The 20,512-nt window shown below is 73.7% G+C and carries 19 protein-coding genes; 8 read left to right on the forward strand and 11 right to left on the reverse strand.

Translation table 11 applies throughout. The features are described from left to right. Window position 1 precedes the first annotated feature (1 nt). The 4 genes from AMOR_RS06680 to AMOR_RS06695 all read left to right on the forward strand — a co-directional run bounded on the left by AMOR_RS06680 (window position 2) and on the right by AMOR_RS06695 (window position 3,812). Entirely contained in the window at window positions 2-511 is a 510-nt protein-coding gene (locus AMOR_RS06680) for a hypothetical protein (RefSeq protein WP_248359919.1), read from the forward strand. Between the two features lie 52 nt (window positions 512-563). Beyond that, the gene (locus AMOR_RS06685; protein WP_248359921.1) at window positions 564-1,433 is read left to right on the forward strand and encodes a LolA-like protein; all 870 of its coding nucleotides are present in this window, start codon (window positions 564-566) and stop codon (window positions 1,431-1,433) included. Between the two features lie 64 nt (window positions 1,434-1,497). After that, a complete protein-coding gene (locus tag AMOR_RS06690; protein WP_248359923.1) occupies window positions 1,498-2,133 on the forward strand; it encodes an SCO family protein in 636 nt (211 codons plus the stop codon). A gap of 11 nt (window positions 2,134-2,144) precedes the next feature. Continuing rightward, window positions 2,145-3,812 carry a c-type cytochrome gene (locus tag AMOR_RS06695; protein WP_248359925.1) on the forward strand — a complete coding sequence of 556 codons (1,668 nt, stop codon included), beginning with the start codon at window positions 2,145-2,147 and terminating at the stop codon, window positions 3,810-3,812. 17 nt (window positions 3,813-3,829) lie between these two features. Here the strand turns inward: AMOR_RS06695 and AMOR_RS06700 are convergent, their stop codons facing one another. From AMOR_RS06700 to gnd, 4 genes are read right to left on the reverse strand one after another with little or no spacing between them, the layout of a single operon-like run. Next, window positions 3,830-4,813, reverse strand: a complete 984-nt coding sequence (locus AMOR_RS06700) for an aldo/keto reductase (protein WP_248359927.1) — start codon at window positions 4,811-4,813, stop codon at window positions 3,830-3,832. 41 nt (window positions 4,814-4,854) lie between these two features. Next, a complete protein-coding gene (gene pgl, locus AMOR_RS06705; protein ID WP_248359929.1) occupies window positions 4,855-5,556 on the reverse strand; it encodes a 6-phosphogluconolactonase in 702 nt (233 codons plus the stop codon). Continuing rightward, window positions 5,556-6,923: a glucose-6-phosphate dehydrogenase gene (gene zwf / locus AMOR_RS06710; protein WP_248359932.1), complete on the reverse strand. Its 1,368-nt coding sequence runs from the start codon at window positions 6,921-6,923 to the stop codon at window positions 5,556-5,558. Before zwf ends, pgl begins: the two co-directional genes overlap by 1 nt. Next, complete coding sequence (gnd, locus tag AMOR_RS06715) at window positions 6,920-7,933, reverse strand: phosphogluconate dehydrogenase (NAD(+)-dependent, decarboxylating) (protein WP_248359935.1); 1,014 nt, start codon at window positions 7,931-7,933, stop codon at window positions 6,920-6,922. Before gnd ends, zwf begins: the two co-directional genes overlap by 4 nt. A gap of 307 nt (window positions 7,934-8,240) precedes the next feature. On the opposite strand from gnd, the gene AMOR_RS06720 reads away from it, so the two are divergent. Then, window positions 8,241-9,350, forward strand: a complete 1,110-nt coding sequence (locus AMOR_RS06720) for a glucose 1-dehydrogenase (protein WP_248359938.1) — start codon at window positions 8,241-8,243, stop codon at window positions 9,348-9,350. An 81-nt stretch (window positions 9,351-9,431) separates the two neighbouring features. Here the strand turns inward: AMOR_RS06720 and AMOR_RS06725 are convergent, their stop codons facing one another. From AMOR_RS06725 to AMOR_RS06755, 7 genes are all read right to left on the reverse strand, one after another. After that, the gene (locus tag AMOR_RS06725; protein ID WP_248359941.1) at window positions 9,432-9,995 is read right to left on the reverse strand and encodes a hypothetical protein; all 564 of its coding nucleotides are present in this window, start codon (window positions 9,993-9,995) and stop codon (window positions 9,432-9,434) included. 18 nt (window positions 9,996-10,013) lie between these two features. Next, window positions 10,014-11,342: a hypothetical protein gene (locus AMOR_RS06730; RefSeq protein WP_248359944.1), complete on the reverse strand. Its 1,329-nt coding sequence runs from the start codon at window positions 11,340-11,342 to the stop codon at window positions 10,014-10,016. Window positions 11,343-11,660: 318 nt separating this feature from the next. Further along, entirely contained in the window at window positions 11,661-12,275 is a 615-nt protein-coding gene (locus AMOR_RS06735) for a PqiC family protein (RefSeq protein WP_248359947.1), read from the reverse strand. Beyond that, window positions 12,275-13,228 (reverse strand): MlaD family protein, encoded by a 954-nt coding sequence (locus AMOR_RS06740; RefSeq protein WP_248359950.1) that lies wholly within the window; start codon window positions 13,226-13,228, stop codon window positions 12,275-12,277. The genes AMOR_RS06735 and AMOR_RS06740 overlap by 1 nt, the downstream gene beginning before the upstream one ends. A gap of 10 nt (window positions 13,229-13,238) precedes the next feature. Further along, window positions 13,239-13,991, reverse strand: a complete 753-nt coding sequence (locus AMOR_RS06745; protein ID WP_248359952.1) for an ABC transporter ATP-binding protein — start codon at window positions 13,989-13,991, stop codon at window positions 13,239-13,241. Window positions 13,992-13,993: 2 nt separating this feature from the next. Then, window positions 13,994-15,070 (reverse strand): MlaE family ABC transporter permease, encoded by a 1,077-nt coding sequence (locus tag AMOR_RS06750; RefSeq protein WP_248359955.1) that lies wholly within the window; start codon window positions 15,068-15,070, stop codon window positions 13,994-13,996. A 325-nt stretch (window positions 15,071-15,395) separates the two neighbouring features. Then, entirely contained in the window at window positions 15,396-15,980 is a 585-nt protein-coding gene (locus AMOR_RS06755; RefSeq protein ID WP_248359957.1) for a hypothetical protein, read from the reverse strand. Between the two features lie 197 nt (window positions 15,981-16,177). Here AMOR_RS06755 and AMOR_RS06760 point away from each other — a divergent pair, with 197 nt between their 5' ends. The 3 genes from AMOR_RS06760 to AMOR_RS06770 are packed head-to-tail and all read left to right on the forward strand — an operon-like array spanning window position 16,178 to window position 20,406. Further along, on the forward strand, window positions 16,178-17,518 hold the full coding sequence (locus tag AMOR_RS06760) for a cytochrome b N-terminal domain-containing protein (protein ID WP_248359960.1): 1,341 nt from the start codon (window positions 16,178-16,180) through the stop codon (window positions 17,516-17,518). An 8-nt stretch (window positions 17,519-17,526) separates the two neighbouring features. Then, entirely contained in the window at window positions 17,527-18,033 is a 507-nt protein-coding gene (locus tag AMOR_RS06765; protein ID WP_248359963.1) for a QcrA and Rieske domain-containing protein, read from the forward strand. A 6-nt stretch (window positions 18,034-18,039) separates the two neighbouring features. Continuing rightward, window positions 18,040-20,406: a tetratricopeptide repeat protein gene (locus AMOR_RS06770; protein ID WP_248359965.1), complete on the forward strand. Its 2,367-nt coding sequence runs from the start codon at window positions 18,040-18,042 to the stop codon at window positions 20,404-20,406. The last annotated feature ends 106 nt before the right edge of the window (window positions 20,407-20,512 follow it).

A 20,512-nucleotide genomic window follows, 5' to 3' on the forward strand; every position in this document is an offset into this window, starting at 1 on the left:
CGTGACCGCGAGAACGAGCACGGCGATCCCGGCGCTGGTCGCGGCGCTGCTCGGCGCCGGCGTCGCCCCGGCGCCGGCCCAGGCCGGAACCCCCGCCGCCGCGGGCGCCGCCCGGGCGCGGCCGGCGGCGACGGCGAAGCGGGAGACCTCGGCGAGCTGGCACGCCCGCCGCGGCCTCCACTTCCAGCGCACGTGGGGCGTCGACATCGTCGGCGTCCGGCCGGTGTCGTCCGGCTACATGCTCCGGTTCGACTACCGCGTGGTGGATCCGGAGAAGGCCGCGGCGCTGACCGATCGCAAGGCGCGGCCGTACCTCATCGACGAGGCGACCCGCACCGCGCTCGCGGTCCCCGCGATGGAGAACGTCGGCGAGCTGCGCCAGATGGCGCCGCCGCAGCAGGACCGCACGTACTTCATGATCTTCGGGAACCCGGGCCGGCTCGTGAAGCGAGGCAGCCGCGTGACCATCGTGGTCGGCAACCTCCGCGCAGAGGGCGTGGTGGTCGACTAGGCGCGCCCGGCGCCGTCGACGCCGGGCCGAGCTCTTCTTCGAAGGAGTGAACATGATCAGCCGCACCCCGTCGCTCTCCGCCGCACTCCGGGCCACCGTCCTCGCCCTCGCGATCTCGGCCATCGGCTGCCACTCGAGGAACGCCGCCGAGCGCGCCGCCGAGCCCATCCTCGAGAAGAACGCCGCGGCGCGCGGCGGCGTGAAGGCGTGGCGCGCCGTCGAGTCCATGTCCGTGTCCGGGACGCTGGACGCCGGCACGCCCCGGGACCCGGTCAAGCTGGCGATGGCCTACCTCCGGCAGGCGCGGCAGACCAGGGCGGAAGCCCGGATCGCGCTGGCGCGCGCGCGGGAGGCAGAGCCGCCGAAGCCCGTGCAGCTGCCGTTCGTCATGGAGCTGAAGCGGCCCCACAAGGCGCGCGTGGAGGTCCGGTTCCGCGGCGAGACCGCCGTGCAGGTCTACGACGGGCGCAGCGGGAGCAAGCTGCGGCCGTTCCTCGGGCGGCGCGAGGTGGAGCCCTTCACCGCCGAGGAGCTGCGGGTGGCGTCGCAGCAGTCGGAGCTCGACGGCCCGCTCCTCGACGCGGCCGCGACCGGCGGCAAGGTCGAGCTCGAGGGCGAGGAGCCGGTGGACGGCCGTGACGCCTACCGGCTCAAGGTCACGGCCGGCGACGGCCAGGTCCGCCACGTCTGGGTGGACGCGCAGACGTTCCTCGACGTGAAGGTCGAGGGGACGCGGCGGGTGGACGGACGGCCGCGGTCCGTGTGGACCTCCTTCCGCGACTACCGCACCGTCGCCGGGCTCCTCATCCCGCACGTCCTCGAGACCGCCGTCGAGGGCGTCAAGGGCTCGGAGAAGATCGTCCTGGACCGCGTGGTCCTGAACCCGAGGCTCGACGATGCGCGGTTCACGAACCCGGGCTGAGCCGGCCTCCCCGCCGCTCGTCGAGCCTCACCGCCCCTCACCCGCACTCCGCGAAGAGGTCGTCATGAGCTCCCTCACCCGGTCTCCCTTCGCCGCGCTGGCGCTCGCCGCCTGCGCGATGCTGGGCCCCGTTCCGTCCGCTGCGCGGGCGGCCGACGGGCCCGACCCGCACGCCCACTGCCACGACGCGATGGGCGCCCTGAAGAGGGCGACGCGCTCGACGGCCCGCTACACGCTCCCCCCGATCACGCTCGTCCGGGACGACGGGAAGTCCGTCTCGCTCCCCGCGGAGCTCGACGACGGACGCCCGGTGGTGCTGAACTTCGTCTTCACCACCTGCGCGACCATCTGCCCGGTCATGAGCAGGACCTTCGCCCAGCTCCAGGAGCGGCTCGGGAGCGAGCGCGACAGGGTGCACCTGGTCTCGATCTCCATCGACCCGGAGCAGGACACGCCGGCGCGCCTCTCCGAGTACGCGAGGAGCTTCGGCGCAGGTCCCGGATGGCGGTTCTACACGGGCACCGCCGAGGCGAGCGTCGCGGCCCAGCGCGCCTTCGACGTGTACCGCGGCGACAAGATGGATCACACGCCGGTCGCGTTCCTCCGCGCCGCGCCGGGGCGTCCCTGGGTGCGCATCGACGGGTTCGCGTCGCCCGACGAGCTGACCAGCGCCGTCCGCGAGCTGATCGCCGCCCGCTGAGGCGCACGGGCATGCGCGACGCGATCGCGAGCGGATCCCGCACGGCGGCGCGACTTCCGGGACCTCGCCGGCTCGCGCTGGCCGCCCTCCTCGTGCTCCCCGCGGCGGGCGCGTGGGCGGCCCCCGCCTCGCCGGCCGCCGGCGAGCGGCTCTACCGCGAGGGCGTGCTGCCCTCGGGACGGCCGCTGCGCGGCGAGCGCGAAGGGGGCGTCGGCGTCGAGGGGGCCGCCGCGGCGTGCGCCACGTGCCACCGCCGCAGCGGCCTCGGAAGCTGGGAAGGACAGCTCGTGATCCCGCCCATCATCGGCCGGTACCTGTTCCGGCCCGGGGCGCGGAACGTCGAGGACCCCGAGCTCCCGCACGTCCAGGGCTACGTTCCCCGGCGCGACGCGTACACGGACGCGACGCTGGCGAGGGCGATCCGCGAGGGCAAGGACCCGCAGGGCCGGGCGCTCGGCTTCGTGATGCCGCGGTACCGGCTCGACGACGCGACGATGGCGTCGCTCGTCGCGTACCTCCGGGGCCTCACGACCGGCGCGGTGCCCGGCGTCGAGCGCGACACGCTGCACTTCGCGACCGTGATCACCCCCGACGCCGATCCGATCGCGCGCCGGGGCATGCTCGACGTCCTGCACCAGTTCTTCGCGGACAAGAACGCCGGCTACCGCGGCGAGAGCCCGCCCCTGCAGTCGAGCCGCGGCGTCATGTACCGGGTGAACCGGAAGTGGACGCTGCACGTCTGGGAGCTCTCCGGACCGCCGGAGGGGTGGGAGCAGCAGCTCAGCCACCACCTGGCCGCCACGCCGGTGTTCGCCGTGATCTCCGGGATCGGCGGAAGGACCTGGGCCCCGGTGCATCGCTTCTGCGAGCGCGCCGCCCTCCCCTGCCTGCTGCCGAACGTGGAGGCGCCGGTGGTCTCGGAGCGGGACTTCTACCCGGTCTACTTCTCCCGCGGCGTGCTGCTCGAGGCGGACCTGATCGCCCGGGAGCTCCAGGCGCGCCGGCACGACCTGGGCGTCCGCCGGGTGGTGTCGCTGTTCCGCGAAGGGGACGTCGGGGCCGAGGCGGCCCGCGCGCTCCAGGCCGCGGCCGCTGCGGCGGGGCTCGAGGCGGCGTCGCGCGTCGTGTCGCCCGGCCCGGCGAGGCAGCGCCTCGCGGAGGCGCTCGGGGACTCGCGCGCCGGCGACGCCGTCGTCCTGTGGCTCCGGCCCCATGACCTGGCCGCGCTCCCCGCCCCGCCGGCCGGCGTCACCGCCGTGTACGCGTCCGGGCTGATGGGCGACCTGGAGCACGCGCCGCTCCCGCCGGCGTGGCGCGGCACGGCGCGCTTGACGTATCCGTTCGATCTCCCCGAGCGGCGGAAGGTGCGGATGAGCTTCCCGCTGGGATGGTTCGCCGTGCGGCACATCCCCGTCGTCGACGAGCGGGTGCAGACCGACACGTACCTCGCCTGCGTCATCCTCTCGGAGACCGTCGGCCACATGCTGGACAGCTTCGTGCGCGACTACCTGGTGGAGCGGGTCGAGGCGCTGCTGAGCCACCGTCAGGTGAACGGCTATTACCCGAGGCTCGGCCTCGCACCCGGCCAGCGGTTCGCCTCGAAGGGCGGGTACGTCGTGCGGTTCGCGCAGGCGGACGGGACCCAGGTGATCGCGGACGGGGAGTGGACGGTGCCGTGACGCGGCCGTGCCGGACCTCAGCGGAACCCGACGACGCCGTGGGGCACGTAGGGGCCCTCGAGATCGGCGACGTCCTCCGGTGCGAGCCGGAGCGAGAGCGCGGCGACCGCGTCGTCGAGGTGCTGCATCCTCGTCGCGCCGACGATCGGCGCCGTCACGCCACCCTTCTGGAGCACCCAGGCGAGCGCCACCTGCGCCCGCGGCACCCCGAGCCGCGCGGCGACCTCGGTGAGCCGCGCGTGGACCTTGCGGTCGGCCTCGGCGGACGCCGCGGGGTACAGCGTCTTGCCGAACTCGTCCGTCTCGGACCGCGCGCTCGCCTCGTCCCAGTCGCGCGCGAGGCGGCCGCGCGCGAGCGGGCTCCACGGCAGGACCGCGATCCCCTCGGCGCGGCAGAGGGGCAGCATCTCGCGCTCCTCCTCGCGGTACAGCAGGTTCACGTAGTCCTGCATCGAGACGAACCGCGTCCAGCCGTTCCGGTCCGCGACGTGGAGCGCCTTCGCGAACTGCCAGGCGTACATCGAGGACGCGCCGACGTAGCGCACCTTCCCCGCCTTCACGACGTCGTGCAGCGCCTCCATCGTCTCCTCGATCGGCGTGCCGTCGTCCCAGCGATGGATCTGGTACAGGTCCACGAAGTCGGTCCCGAGGCGCCGGAGGCTCGCGTCGAGCTCGGCGAGGATCGCCTTGCGGGACAGCCCCGCCCCGTTCGGTCCGGGCCGCATCCGTCCGTGCACCTTCGTCGCGATGACGACCTCGTCGCGGCGCGCGAGGTCGCGGAGCGCGCGACCGACGATCTCCTCGCTCGTCCCGTCCGAGTAGACGTTCGCCGTGTCGAAGAAGTTGATCCCGAGGGCGAGCGCCCGCTCGATGAACGGCCGCGCCTTCTCCTCGGGCAACGTCCACGGGTGCGGCCCACGCTCGGGCACGCCGTAGCTCATGCAGCCGAGGCAGATGCGGGAGACCTCGAGCCCCGTTCGTCCGAGCTTCACGTAGTCCATGGGTCGACGTTAGCGCCCGCAGCGGCCCCGCGCCGCCGCCGTCACGGGCGGGGGGCGAGCGCGGACGCGGCCGCCGCATCCACCAGCAGCAACGCACGATCGGCGCGGACGCGGCCGGCGGGGATCGAGCCGTCCCCGGCCAGGAGCCGCGGCACGACCGCCGCCTTCCCGGCCCCCGTCACGACCCAGAGCAGCCGGCGGGCCCGGTCCAGCACGGGATAGGTGAGCGTCATGCGTTGCCGGCCCTGGTACGGGCCGGCGAGCGCCACGTCGGCGTCCGCGACCTGCAGCACGGGATCACCCGGGACGAGCGAGGCGGTGTGCCCGTCCGCGCCGAGCCCGAGGTGGATCAGGTCGAGCGTGGGCGGGGAGCCGGCCACGCTCCGCAGCGCCTCCGCGTAGCGCGCCGCCGCGGCGCCCAGGTCGGCGTCCTCGACGGGCATGGCGCGGACGTCGAGCCGGGCGAGCCGCGGGTCTCCGGCGAGGCTCTGCCGGACGTGCGTGAGGTTCCGGTCGTCGTGCCCGGGCGGCGCGACGCGCTCGTCCACCTGGAACAGGTGAACCGACTCCCACGGGACCTGCTCGGCGGCGAGGGCCCGCAGCATCACCCACGGAGTGCTGCCGCCGCTGACCGCGAACACGAAGCCCCCGCGGGCCGCCACGGCGGCCCTGGCCTCGGCCGCGATGAGCGCCGCAGCGCGGCGCGCGACGGCGCCGGCGTCGGGGAGCACCTCGATGTCCATCACGCCTCCTGCTCCCTCGCCGCGAACCAGCCGCCCGGCACCATACCCTCGGCCTCCCTCGGCCCCCAGGTGCCCGGCTCGTACGGGTAGACGGGCGTACCGGTCTTGATCGCGGGATCGACGATGCGCCACGCCTCCTCGACGTAATCCTCCCGCGCGAAGCGGAAGGAGTCGCCGGCGAGCGCGTCGCCGAGCAGCTCCTCGTACGGCTCCCGATCCTTGCCCGGGAGGTGGGTGAGCTCCAGCTCCACCTCGCGCCCCGCGAGCCTCTCGCCGGGCGCGCGGACCATCGCGCCCAGCGCGATGACGAAGTCCGGGCTGAGCCGGAACCGGACGTAGTTGGCGGGGAAGACCAGCCCTTCCACGATCGTGGGCGGCTGGCGGAGCCGGACCACCACCTCCGTCCGGGTGACCGGGAGGTTCTTGCCGGCGCGGATGAAGAAGGGGACGCCCTGCCACCGCCAGCTGTTCACGTACAGGTGCAGCGCCACGAACGTCTCGGTGGTCGAGCCGGGCGCGACGCCCGGCTCCTCCAGGTACCCGCGGAACTGGCCGCGCACGACGTCCCGCGGGTCGATCGGCGGCATCCCCTTCAGCACCTTCACCTTCTCGTCGCGCGCGGTCTCCGGATCCGCGCTGCGGGGGAACGGCTCCATGGCGACGTTGGACACGATCTGCAGCAGGTGATTCTGGACCACGTCGCGGATGGTCCCGGCGCAGTCGTAGAACGCGCCGCGCCCCTGGACGCCGAAGTCCTCCGCCATCGTGATCTGGACGCTCTCCACGTAGTTGCGGTTCCAGATCGGCTCGAGGAAGGTGTTGGCGAACCGGAAGAACACGAGGTTCTGGACGGTGCCCTTCCCCAGGTAGTGATCGATGCGGAAGACGTCCCGCTCCGCGAAGTGCTGGTGGAGGGTGCGGTTCAGCGCCTGTGCCGAGGCGAGGTCGTTCCCGAAGGGCTTCTCGATGACGAGCCGCGCCCCCTCGACACAGCCGGCCTGGGCGAGCTGTTCCGTCACGAGCCCGAACAGCCCCTGGGGGATCGCCAGGTAGTGCACCGCGCGCCGGGCGTCGCCCAGCGCGCGCTTCAGCGCCGCGAAGGTGGCGGGATCCTCGTAGTCGCCGCCGACGTAGCGCAGGAGCTCCATCATCCGCGCGAACGCCGCCGGCTCGACGCCGCCGTGCGTCTCGACGCTCTCCCTCGCCCGCGCCTTCAGCTGCTCGACGTTCCCCTCCTTCGCGACGCCGACGATCGGCACGTCGAGGACGCCGCGGCGGATCATCGCCTGCAGCGATGGGAAGATCTTCTTGAAGGCGAGGTCGCCGGTCGCGCCGTAGAAGACGAGCGCGTCCGCCCGGCCGCTCACGGCTTCTTCTCCTCGTGCCCGCCGAACGCATGGCGCAAGGCGCAGAGCACCTTGTCGGCGAAGTCGGCCTCGCCGCGCGACGAGAAGCGCTGGTACAGGGCCGCGGTGAGCACGGGCGAGGGCACGCCCTCGTCGACGGAGGCGTGGATCGTCCAGCGCCCCTCGCCCGAGTCGGCGACCCGGCCCCCGAAGCGTTCCAGCTCGGGGTCCTCGAGGAGCGCGCCCGCCGTCAGGTCTAGGAGCCACGAGCCGACGACGCTCCCGCGGCGCCACAGCTCCGCCACGTCGGCCAGGTCGAACTGGTACTGATAGTGCTCCGGATCGCGAAGCGGCGTGGTCTCCGCGTCCACGTCCCGCCGCCGCTTCCCGGCGGACGCGCCGCGCAGGATGTTGAGCCCCTCGGCGTACGCGGCCATGAGGCCGTACTCGATCCCGTTGTGGACCATCTTCACGAAGTGGCCCGCGCCGCTCGGCCCGCAGTGCAGGTAGCCGTGCTCCGCGGTCCCTCCCCGCGCCTCCCGCCCAGGGGTGCGCGGCGCCGAGGCGATGTCGGGGGCGAGCGCCGCGAAGATGGGATCGAGGTGACTCACCACCGCCTCCTCGCCGCCGATCATCTGGCAGTAGCCGCGGTCCACGCCCCACACGCCGCCGCTCGTGCCCACGTCGACGTAGTGGATCCCCTTCGGTGCGAGCTCCCGCGCGCGGCGGAGATCGTCGACGTAGTACGAGTTGCCGCCGTCGACGAGGATGTCGCCGCGCTCCAGGTCGGGGAGCAGCTCGGCGATGGTCCGGTCGACGACCGCCGCCGGGACCATGATCCAGACCGCGCGGGGCTTCCGCAGCCCGCGGACGAGCTCCTGCAGCGACCCTGCGCCGACGGCCTTGTCGCGCTCCAGGGCCTCGACCGCGCGGGCGGACACGTCGAACACCACGCAGTCGTGCCCCGCCCGGACGAGCCGGCGGACCATGTTCGCGCCCATCCTGCCGAGACCGATCATCCCCATCTGCATGGATTCGCTCCTTCCGCCGACGCGGCGCTCACCCGAGCTGCTACACGCAGCGTGCGTGTCGATGATCGCCCCCAGGCGGTGCCGCGCGCGTCGAATCACTCGTGACGACGTCGCGCCCCGTCGACGCGCGGGCTGCGAGACCTCATATTCCGGCACGAGCAGGACGCACCTGCGAGTAGACCAAAGGCTGACACCCCTCCGAGCGGCTGCCTCTCCGCCGCGACGGGTCCATGCGCCGGCTATCCTCCCCGGCGACCACTCGCTCGCCCGGACCGTCTCCTCTCGATCACGGAAATCGGAGGCTCTCATGCGCGCCGTCGCCGTCTACCCGCAGAGCCGCGAGGTCCGGATCATCGACCATCCCGAGCCGCGCCTGGCGCAGGGCTCCGACGTGCTGGCGCGGGTGCTCGAGGTCGGCATCTGCGGGACCGACCGCGAGATCGCCCGGTTCGAGTACGGGGCGCCGCCGCCCGGCGACGATCACCTGGTGCTCGGGCACGAGTCGCTGACCGAGGTGGTCGAGGTCGGCCCCGAGGTGCGAGGGCTCGCGCCGGGGGACCTGGCGGTGCCCATGGTGCGCCGCCCTTGTCCGGTGGCGACGTGTACGCCCTGCCGCCACGGGCGGGCGGACTTCTGCTTCACCGGCGAGTACGAGGAGCGCGGCATCAACCGGCTCCACGGCTACATGACGGAGCGGATCGTGGACGACGCCCGCTGGTTCGTCCGGGTGCCGCGGACGCTCAGGCAGCTCGGCGTGCTGGTCGAGCCGCTCACGGTCGCGGAGAAGGGGATCATCCAGGCCCTGGAGACCCTCCGGCGCTTCCCCTGGTTCGCCCCGGAAGCGGTGCAGCGGCGCGAGCACGGCGTCAAGGCCGTCGTCATCGGCGCCGGTGCGGTCGGTCTCCTCGGCGCGATGGCGCTCCGGGCGCGGGGGTTCGAGGTGTGGCTGTGGTCCCTCGAGCCCGAGGGCGGCCCGCAGGCGAGCCTCGTCGAGTCGTTCGGGGCCCGCTACCGCAGCACCAGCGGGAGGCCGCTCGCCGACCTCGCGCTGGAGATCGGCCGCATCGGGCTCATCTTCGAGGCGACGGGCGCCGCGCCGGTGGCGTTCCAGGCGATGCCGCTGCTCGGGCCGAACGGGATCTTCTGCCTCACGGGCGTGCCCGGGCGGAAGGGACCGATCCCGATCGACGCCGCCACGATCATGAAGAGCCTGGTGCTCCGCAACCAGCTCTTCCTCGGGACGGTCAACGCCGGCCCGGACGCGTTCCGCGCGGCCGTCGAGGACCTCGGGGTGTTCGCCGAGCAATGGCCGCACGCGATCGAGCGCGTGGTGTCGACCCGGCACGCGCTCGACGAGGTTCCGCGAGCGCTCGTGGAGCCGCCAACCGGGACGAAGTCGGTCGTCCGGATCGGCTAGCGCCCGCGCCCCGGCCGCCCGGCCGCGGGTGCGCTGCGGAGCGAGGCCGGAGGAGCTCCGGCGCTCGCTCCGGGCGGTGCCTCAGCGAGCCGGCGGCGCAACCGTCGCGGCCGTCGCGGCGGGCTGGACGGAGAGGTCGGGCTTCGGGACCGCGAGGTCCGAGCGCGTCCCGTCCGCCCAGTCGATCCGGCTCACCTGGCCCGGCGCGTACCGCCGCTCGGACCCGTCGACGAGCCGCGTCACCACGCCCTCCGGCCCCTCCTCGACGACGAGGCACCGCACCCGACCACCGCGCGCGAGATGGACCGTGTCGAGCTTCTCGGGTGGGATCACCATGCCGGTCGGCCGGCCTGCGGCGGCAGCGGGCGCGACCGCGGCCGTCGTCGCCGCGGCCGGCGCTGCGGCGGCAGTGGGCTGCGCCGCGGTTGCCGGGGTGGGCTTCCAGGAGGTGCCGTCCGCGAAGTCGACGCGCGACACCTGCGCCGCCTCGACCTTCCTCGTCGATCCGTCGGCGAGCTGGACCGTCACACCGGCCGTGCCCGCATCGAGGATCGTGCCGCGGATGCGGCCACCCTCGGCGGTGTAGACGGTGCCTCCCTGCGGAGAGAACGCGAGCAGCACGGTGGTGAGCAGGAGCTCCAGCATGTCTTCCTCCGGGCGGGCTTACGGGAACAGGGTCAGCCTGATGCCGACCTGGCCCGTCGTGTGGGTACGGCCGTCGAGCGGGACGCTGGCGCTGGTCGGGACCTTGTACCGGTCGTACTCGCCGACCGCGATGCTTCCGTACAGGCCGAACCCGAGCACCTGATTCGACCGGAAGTCCACGCCCGCGCCGAGCCGCAGGTACTCCCGCCCCGTGTAGCTGAAGAGTTCGGAGTAGCCCCCGCCGTTGCGGTGGTCGGCGGTCACGCCGCCGAACTCCCACCCGGTGCCGAGCGACAGCCACTTCGGGCGCCTCGAGAGCGGGGACCAGGTGTGCCGCACCATGAAGCCGACGCGACCGGTCGTCGCGATGCAGTCGATGCCCTGCACCCGGCACGTGTCCCGGACGGACGAGGCCGGATCGCCGGCGCCCACGTCACCGTAGACACCGAAGGCGAAGGACGGGGTGAACCGCAGCGCCAGCTCGCTCGAGAGGTGCGCCTGTGCCGGCTCGAAGATGCTGCTCATCGAGACGCCGCTGTCGGCGCTTCCACCGAGGAAGGTCGCCCCGACGCCGAGCGTGAGATAGAGCGGGAGCAGCTGGTCCATGTCGGTGCGGATCGGCGGCGGCGGCGCAGCGGGCGGCGGGGCCGCCTGCGCGACCACGGCCGTCTCGACCGTCTTCCGGCGCGAGACGCTCCCGTCCGCGTACTCGATCCGCACGAGGTCGTTTCGCGCGTAGGTCACGACCGAGCCGTCCATCAGGCGGACCCTGACGCCCGTCCTCGGGTGCTCCTCGATGACGGTGCCGCGCACGCGGCCGCCGCCCAGGAAGTAGACGACGTCGAACGGCGCCTCCGGGGACTTCGCGCGGGGAGCGGGCTCGGGGGTCCGGAGCGTCGCCGGGGTCGGGGTGGACACGGTCCCGTCCGCGTACACGATCCGTGCGAGGTCCTGCGCCGGGTAGGCGTGGATCGAGGCGTCGAGGAGGCGGACCTTCACGCCCGTCCGGGCGTCCTCCTCCATCACGGTGCCGCGCACGCGGCCACCGGCGGCGAAGTAGACGGTGTCGACCGGACCCTCCGCGGCCGGCGCGCGCGGAGCGGGGGCGACCGGGGGCGACGCAGCCGGCGGTGGGCCAGAGGTCGAGATGGTGCCGTCGGCGAACTCGATCCGCGACACCTGGCTCGGCTCGATCCGCCTGACCGACCCGTCGGGTAGCTGGATCGTCACGCCCGACGTCTTGCTCTCCTCGACGACCGTCCCCGCGACCCGGCCACCATCGACCGTGTACACCGTGTCGGTCGCCGAAGCGGTCACCAGCAGCGCTGCCACGAGCACGGGGATCATCTGACTCCTCCGCGAAGCCTGCGAAGCTCACCAGCCTGCTATCGCGAGGATCGTGCCAGCAAGCGGGCGCGCGCCTCCTTGGGAAATCCGGGGGGGCTCGGAGCGCGCCGCGCACACGTGTGGCAGGCGCTTCACACCGTCGAGCCGCGGGCCCGTGGACTAGCGCGGCCGCACGCGTCATTGCGTCGGATCGCGTACCGTCGGTCGGGGTGCGAGCGCGCCGGCATCGACGCGCCCCAGCGGGGTGGCGCTACCCCCAAACGCGACGGTGCCTCGCCGACCCCCGCGCGGCTCCCGCGGACGATCGTCGCGCCGAGCTCAGCGGCTTGCCTCCGGGCGCGGCGCTTCCCCCTGGCTCGCCTCCATCGCCGCCGCGATGTCGCGAGACAGCGCGCCGATCGCCCTGCTCAGCGCCACGACGGTCGCGGCGAGCTCGGGCGCCGTGCGCCGCTCGCGCGCGATCGTGACTCCCTGGTGCGCGAGCGCGCCATGCCGGCGCAGGATCCACCGGGCCTCGAGGACGGCCGTCCCGTCCGGCTCGCCGTCGAACCGCAGCACGTCCACGGACACCGACCACTCCGGAGCGGCGCTCGCGGTCCAGGGCCACGCGAGCACCTCGCGCGCCGGAGCGGCCGCGCGGAGATCCTCGCCGAGGACGCTCGTGAAGAGGACGTCGAGCGGCGCAGCCCAGCGATCGATCGTCGTCAGCTCGAGTCGCGCGGGTCCGGCGCGGGTCACGATCTCCCGCCGGTCGAGGTAGGCCGGCAGCCGCACCGGGCCGACGCCGAGCACCGGCACCGCCGGGCGGGTCGGGCTCGCCGAGCCCGCCTCGGGCTCGAGGATGTAGTAGCGGGTTCGGTCGGGTCGCGGTCCGAGCGACAGGCACCCGGCGACGAGCGCGAGCAGTGCCCCGAGCACGGCCGCCCGCCTCATCACCGCTCCTCCGCGCGGCCGCGGACGAGCGCGCTCGGGTCGCGGTCCAGCCCCTCCGCGACGTGGCGCAGCGCGCGGCTGGTGCTCTGGACCTCGCCGAGCGTCATCGTGAGCTGCCACGCGAGCGGCGAGGCGGGATCGACGAGCTCGTCCACGTGCCGGATGGCGGCCTCGGCCCGGTCGAGCGTCGAGCGAAGCTGGACGACCGCGGCCCGGGTGTCCGCGGTGAGCGGCGGCACGCTCGTCTCGATGGCGCGTGCGGCGCTCCGGACGGATGCGATCGCGGCGTCCGCGGCCCGAAGCGTGCCCGGCAACGCCGCGACGGCGGCGTCGACGCCGCCGGCGGCACGGTCGAGAGAGCGCGCCGCCCGGCGAAGATCGGCGACGAGCCCCTCGAGATCCAGGGCCTGGAGCTTCGTGAGGAGCTTCGAGACGTCCGTCTGGAGCGCGGCCCAGCTCGGCTCCGCGTAGACCGGGATCTCCGGGTAGGGGAGCGGGATCGGCGATGGCCGGGCCGGTGGCGCCTGGGGCAGGATGTCGAGGTCCACGTAGCGGCGGTTCGAGAGGAAGCTCTCGAGCGCGAGCCGCGCGCGCAGGCCGTGGTCGATGAGCGTGCGGACCACGCGTCGATCCGAGAGGTCGATCTCCCCGCCCATCTCCCGGATCCGCGTCTGGTTGAGCTCGATCACGACGGGCATGCGGAGCTCGCGCAGGGGCTCCGTCGTGGCCCCCATCGAGAGATGGATGCTGGACACCCGCCCGACCGGGACGCCGCGGAACTTCACCGGTGCGTCCACCTCCAGGCCTGCGAGGTCCTCCGCGAAGACCACCACGAACTTGACGCGGTGCTGGAGGACGCGGCCGGCGCCGAGGTAGACCGCCGCGACGATGCCGAGCGCGACGGCCGCGACCACGAACGCGCCGACCAGCTTCGGATCGAACTTGCGTGGCATGAGGCCTCCTTCACGGACGGGCGACGCTTCCTCCGAGGAACGCGCGCACCGATGCCGGTCCGCTGCTGCGCAGCTCCGCCGGCGCGCCTTCGGCGATGACGCGCTGGGCCTCTCCGTCGAGGAACAGCGCGCGGGTCCCGATCCCGAGGATCGTCGCGATGTCATGGGTGACGACGACGGCGGTCGTCCCGAGCGCGTCGCGCAGCTGGAGGATGAGGGCGTCGAGCCGCCGCGCCGTCGGCGGGTCGAGGCTCGCCGACGGCTCGTCGATGAGCAGGATCTCCGGGTCGAGCGAGATCGCGCGGGCGAGCCCGGCGCGCTTCTGCATCCCTCCGGACAGCTCCCACGGGTAGTAGTCCTCGAAGCCGCCCAACCCGACGAGCGAGAGCTTCAGCCGCACGACGGCGCGGATGCTCGACGCGGGGAGCGGCGTGAACTGCTCGAGGGGCAGCGCGACGTTCTCCGCGAGCGTCATGGACGTCCAGAGGGCGCTGCCCTGGAAGAGGACGCCGACGCGCCGGAGGATCCGCTCGCGCGCGTCGCGGGGCGCGCTCGTGAAGCTCTCGTCGTCGTAGCGGACCTCGCCGGCGGTGGGCTCCTGCAGCCCGAGGAGGTGGCGGAGCAGGGTGGTCTTCCCGCAGCCGCTCGCGCCCATCACGACGAACACCTCGCCGCGATGGACGGTGAAGTCGAGATCGCGCATGACCACGCGGTCCCCGAACCCCATCGTGAGCCCGCGCACGCTGATGACGTCGTCCCCCACGCTCACCACCCGAACAGGAAGAACACGTACTGGTACACCCCGCACGCCGCGATGATCGAGACGATGCCGGTCACGACCGCCTGCGTCGCCGCGTCCCCGACGCGGGCGGCGGTGCGCTCCGCCTGCATTCCCTGGAACGTGGCGGTGAGCGCGATGAGGAGGCCGTAGGTCGCGCCCTTGACGAGCCCGCCGACGACGTCCCCCGCCGCGACGGCGAGCGCCGTCTGCCGCACGTAGCCTTCGAACGGCTGGTGCAGCATCGTGGTGCCGACCACGGCGCCTCCGAGGATGCCGGTCGCGTCGGCGAAGAGCGTCAGGAACGGCGCCATCGCCGCGAGGGCGAGGACGCGGGGGACGACGAGGAACTCGACCGGCGAGATGCCGAACGTGCGCAGCGCGTCGACCTCCTGCGTGACGTTCATCGTGGCGATCTGGGCCGCGAACGCACCGCCGCTCCGCCCTGAAAGCGTGACCCCGGTGATGAGCGCGGCCATGTCGCGCACGACCGCGATCCCGACGATGTCCGCGACGTAGGTCTCGGCGCCGAAGTACCGGAGCTGCGTGATCCCGACGAACGCGAGGATGATCCCCACGAGGAAGTTCACGAGCGCGACGATCGGGAGCGCCTCGGCGCCGCACTGCTGGACGAGCAGCCACAGGTCCTGGGAGCGGAAGCGCGCGCGCCGGCTCGCGAACCTTCCGAGCGCGAGCGCAGTCTCGCCGATGAACGCGACGGCAGCCCCCAGCCGCCCGTGCCGCTCCAGGGCCCGCACGCCGAGGCGCTCGATGCCGCTCGGCGCCCGCACCGTGCGCTCGACGGGAGCGGCGCTCGCCTGCGCCATCTCGACGAGCCGGCGGACCTCGGCCGGGAGGCCGCTCGCGTCCACCGGAATTGCTCGTGCGCGACAGCCTTCGAGGACGGCGTCGACGAACACCACGAGGGCGCTGTCCCACGCGCCGAGGCCGCTGCCTTCGATCGTGACGCTCGGGGGGCGCGCGCGGTCCACCTCGCGCTCGACCTCGTCGACGCCCGGCAGCCCATCGGCGAGACGCCAGGTCCCACCGAGACGAAGGAGCACCGACGCGTCGTCGCGGCGGCGCGCCTCCACCGTCGCGCGAGGCGACGTCGCGACAGGGCCGCGGCCGAAGAGCCGGCGAAGGCGCGCGAGGCCGGTCGACCGAGCTGGATCCCGTTCGCGAATCGAGCCCCTCCCCCCGGACGAGCGGCGTGCTTCGACTCTTCGTCATGGTAGCCGGTCGTCGCCCGGACGTTCGCACCGACGCGGGTGCTCCGGACGACGACCTGCGCGGCCTCCCGCGCTCTGGTGCGCAAGGCTGCCGCAGGGCGCGCCTCCGCGCGGGGGTGGCGCGGTGCTCGCCGTCTCGCGCGGGGTCGTCGTTTGGCTACTTCAACTCTTCGACCGAGATGGCGAGGGCCTCGGTGTACGTCACGTAGACGATGTCGCCGACGGCGACGTCCTCGAGCTTCTTCGGATCCTTCACCTGGAGGACCCGCAGGTTCCCGGACGGCCCCTTCAGCGTGACGCGGTTCGTGCTCCGGTCGATCGCGACGATGGCCGCCGAGACGGTGGTGGACTGGCCCACGACCCCCGCCGGCTTCGCGCCGGCCGGCGCGCGATCCACGGAGGTGACGACCGCGGCATCCGGCGCGGTGCCGTCCGACTTCCTCACGTCCACCACGATGGACTCGGTGTACTCGACCTTGACCTGATCGCCGACCCGCACCTGTCCGAGGTTGCGCACCTCGTCGCTCGCCCGGAACGTGTACGACTCGCCGTCCGCGCTCCTGATCGTCACCATCCGCGTACCGAGATCCAGCGCCGTGACGGTCGCCGTCGCCACCGTCGTGCGCGTGTCCTGGTACTTCGGCTGCGGGCCTGCCGCCTCCTTCGACCCGGTCGCGCAGCCGGTCCCGAGGGCGAGCGTGCACAGGAGAGCCGCCACGCAATGACCGCGAATCGTCGCCATGATTGCCTCCGATCGAGCGGCGGGGCATCCGCGCTCGCGAGCTTTCGGCCCGATACCGCGCGCGCGGCCTGCGTGGAAGCGGACCTTGGGCCTACGCGGGAGCGGGGCGCTCGGCCGCAATGGTCGCCTCGCGCATCGGGCGGTATGCTCCTGCACCAAAGCGGCAGCGGGCGCATCGCGCCCGCAGGACGGAGCGCATGGGGGGCCTCGATCCGCGAGCCGGGGAAGCAGCGTCGAGCGCGCGCAGGCCCTCGGGCTTCTCGAACCTCGTCCTCCACCTCCACCCCCGCGTCGTCCCGGCCGCCTCGCTCCGCCTGTCGCGGACCTTCGGGCTCGGCGGCGCGGCGCTGGTGCTCTTCCTGCTCCTCGCCGCGACCGGCGCGCTCCTGCTCGTCTCGTACGAGCCGTCGCCGGAGCGGGCGTACGGGACGGTCGCCGCCCTCGTGGACGAGGTGCACTTCGGCGCGTTCGTCCGCAACGCGCACCACTGGGCGGCGAACGGGCTCGTCCTCGTCGTGTTCCTCCACCTGCTCCGCGTCTTCTACCGGGGCGGGCACCTCCCGCCCAGGCGGGGCAACTGGCTGGTCGGGCTGGCGCTCCTGCTGCTCGTGGTCGCGAGCGCGTTCACCGGCTACCTCCTGCCGTGGGATCAGCTCGCGTACTGGGCCGTCACCATCAGCACCGGGATGCTCCAGTACGTGCCGCTCGCGGGCGGTGTGCTCCTCCGCGCCGCGCGCGGCGGGCCCGACATCGGCCCAGCCACGCTGGCACGGTTCTTCGTGCTCCACGTGGCCATCCTGCCCCTCGCGATGCTGCTGCTGCTCGCCTTCCACTTCTGGCTCGTGCGCAAGGTGGGCGGCGTCGTCTTGCCGGACGGGGCCGGCGACGCCGCCTCGCCGCGCGGCTCGCTCGTGCCCACCTCTCCGGCGTTGACCCAGCGCGAGGGGGTCGCCGCGCTGGTCGTGACGGCGACCGTGCTGCTCGTCGCGGCGGTCGCCGACGCGCCGCTGCTGGCGGAGGCGAACCCGGGGATGAGCCCGAACCCGGCGAAGGCCCCCTGGTACTTCATGGGCGTCCAGGAGCTCCTCGTCCACCTCCACCCGCTCTTCGCGGCGGTGATCGTGCCGGCCCTGGCCCTGGCGCTGCTCGCCGCCCTGCCCTCCCTCGCCGGCGGCGCGAAGACGACCGGCCGGTGGTTCGAGTCGCGGCGGGGCGCGCGGAGCGCGATCGGCGCGGCCGTGGCGGGCGCGGTGCTCGCGGCCGGCGCGATCCTCGTGGACGAGCCGCTGCGCAGGGCGCCGCCGTGGCTCCCCGCGCTCGCCCCGGCGATCCGCGGCGGGCTCCTCCCCGTCCTCGCGGCCGCGGCCGCCGTCGCCGCCGTCGCGCTCCTCGCCCGCCGCCGGGGCGCGTCGCGCCTCGAGGCCGTCCAGGCCGCGTTCACGTTCGTCCTCGCAGCCTTCGCCGTCCTGACGGTGACGGGCGTGCTCTTCCGCGGCCAGGCCATGGCGCTCGCCTGGCCGTGGTCGCCGCGCTCCTAGGAGACCTCGTGACCACGCCGACCGCCTCCGCGAACGCGCCCGCCTCGCCCGGGCGGCGCACGTTCCTCGCCCGCGTCTGGAAGGCGCTCGGGATCGTGGCCGCCGCGGAGCTCGTCGCGGTCGTCGCGGCCTACCTCGCGCCGCGCAAGGAAGGTGGCGCGCGCGGCGCCGCGGTGATCACCGCCGGCCCCGTCGCGGAGTTCACGCCCGCGTCCGTGCGCCCGTTTCCCGCGGGGAAGTTCTACCTCGTGCGACTCGCCGACGGTGGGTTCCTCGCCCTCTCCTCCCGGTGCACGCACCTCGGCTGCACCGTGCCCTGGAGCGAGAAGGACAGGGTCTTCCCGTGCCCGTGCCATGCCTCGGTGTTCGACCTGCGCGGCGAGGTGCTCTCGCCGCCGGCGCCGCGCGCGCTCGACCTCTTCCCGGTCGTGATCGAGGCGGGCATCGTCAAGGTGGACACCGGCCGCCGCGTCGAGCGGACCCGGTTCGAGCCGGGCCAGGTGACGTACCTGTAGGCACAGATGGTGAACGGCCTCCAGACCTCGGATCCGCGCGGAACCGGCAAGCCCGACCCGCTCCGCCGGTGGCGCGTCGCGGGCGTCGCCGCCACGGCGGTGATCGTGCTGGCCGTCCCGCTCCACCTCGCGGTCCGCGCGTCGCGGGGCCCACGCACCACCGCGCCTGCAGAGGCCCGGTACGTCGGCAGCGAGCGCTGCAAGGCCTGCCACCAGAAGCCCTACGACCTGTGGAAGGGCTCGCACCACGCCAGGGCGATGCAGGCGGCCCGCGACGACACGGTGCTCGGGGACTTCGGGGGCGCGACCTTCCAGCACCGCGGGAAGACCTGGCGGTTCTTCCGGCAGGGCGAGCGGTTCATGGTCCACGCCGAGGGTCCCGACGGAGCGATGCACGACTACGAGGTGGCCTACGCGTTCGGCCTCGAGCCGCTGCAGCAGTACCTGATCGCGTTCCCCGGTGGTCGCCTGCAGACGCTCTCGATGGCCTGGGACACGAGGGCGAAGCGCTGGTTCTACGTGAACCCCGGGCCCGCTGCGCCGCCGGGCGACTGGCTCCACTGGACCCGGCCCGGCCAGAGCTGGAACGCGATGTGCTCCGACTGCCACTCGACGGCGGTGCGGAAGCGCTACGACCCGGAGAAGGACGAGTACCAGACCACCTGGTCCGAGATCATGGTCGGCTGCGAAGCGTGCCACGGCCCGGGGTCGCGCCACGTCGCCTGGGCGGAGCAGCCGGCGATGGGGCGCCCGCAGGTGGAGAACGCCGCGCTCGTCACGCGCACCGCGAGGCTCGCCGGGCCGGAGCTCGTCGGGCTGTGCGCGCCGTGTCACGCCCGGCGGGCCCAGCTCGCCGACCAGGGCGTGCCGGGCGGAGAGCTCCTCGACCGCTACCTGCCGGTGCTCCTCGCGCCCGGCGTGTTCCACCCGGACGGCCAGATCCTCGACGAGGACTTCGAGTGGCACGCCTTCACGCAGAGCAAGATGTACGCGAATGGCGTGCGCTGCAGCGACTGCCACGACGTCCACTCGGGGAAGCACCAGAAGGAGGGCAACGAGCTCTGCACGCGCTGCCACCGCCGCGACACCTACGACGCGGCCTCGCATCATTTCCACAAGCAGGTGTGGCGAGGGAAGCCGAGCGCCGGCGTGCTCTGCGTCTCGTGCCACATGCCCGGCCAGAGCTTCATGGTGGTGCACTTCCGGCGCGACCACTCCATGCGCGTGCCACGCCCGGACCTCACCGCCGCCATCGGCGTCCCGAACGCGTGCAGCGCCGCGGGGTGCCACGCGGACAGGCCGGCCGCCTGGGTGCAGGCGAAGTACGACGGCTGGTACGGCAAGAAGCGGAAGCCGCACTACGGGACGATCCTCGCGGCCGGCCGCGCGCTGGCGCCGGAGGCCGAGGCGGACCTGATCCAGCTCGGCCAGGACCAGCTCCGGCCGGTCGTGGCCCGGGCCACCGCGGTGGACCTGCTCGCGAGCTACCCGGGCCCGGGGGCCCGGGCTGCGGTGGAGCGGGCGCTCGGCGATCCGGAGCCGCTGCTGCGGGTGACGGCGGTCCGGCGGTTGCACGTGGAGGATCCGGGGACGCTCGCGCGCCTCCTCGGTCCACTCCTCCAGGACCCGGTCCGCGCGGTGCGCGCCGAAGCCGCGGCCCGCCTCGCCGGCACTCCGGCCCAGCGCCTCACCGAGGCCCAGCGCAAGGCTCAGGCGGCGGCGCTCGACGAGTACGTCGAGGGCCAGCGGTACATGTCGGACCTGCCGTCCGGTCCGTACGACCTCGGGAACCTCTACGCCGCGCTGGGGCGTCCGGCGGACGCCGAGCGGCAGTACCGCCGCGCCCTCGAGATCGACGATCAGCTCTACATGGCGAAGGCCAACCTCGCGATGCTGCTCGCGGCCGGCGGCCGCCTCGAGGAGGCAGAGAAGCTGCTCCGCGAGGCCCACGCCCTTCACCCGACCGGTGCCGCCATCTCCTTCGACCTCGGGCTCCTCCTGGCGGAGGTGGGCAAGCGCGACGAGGCGGAGAAGATGCTCCGCGCCTCGCTCGCTGCCGACCCGCGGATGGCCCCCGCCGCCTTCAACCTGGCGGTGCTGATCGGCGAGCGGCGCCCAGCCGAGGCCGTCCGGTTGGCGCGGATGGCAGCAGCGCTGCGTCCGGACGAGCCGCGCTACGCGTGGACGCTGGCGTTCTTCCAGGCGCGCGCGACGGACCTCCGCGGCGCCGCGGAGACGCTGGAGGCGCTCCTGCGGACGCACCCGGAGCACCGCGATGCCTACGCCCTGCTCGCCGAGGTGTACGCGCGCCAGGGCAGGAGCGCCGACGCGGAGGCGGTGATGCGGCGCAGGCCGCCGTCACCGGCGCGATAGGACGCCTTCGGCCTAGGCTCGACGGGCGCGTCCATTCGAGCAATTGGACCTTGGTCGCAATTTGGCGCGCGCCGAAAAGCCCTATTCTCGCACGCGTTTCGGATCT

The organism is Anaeromyxobacter oryzae (assembly GCF_023169945.1).
Lineage (GTDB): Bacteria > Myxococcota > Myxococcia > Myxococcales > Anaeromyxobacteraceae > Anaeromyxobacter > Anaeromyxobacter oryzae.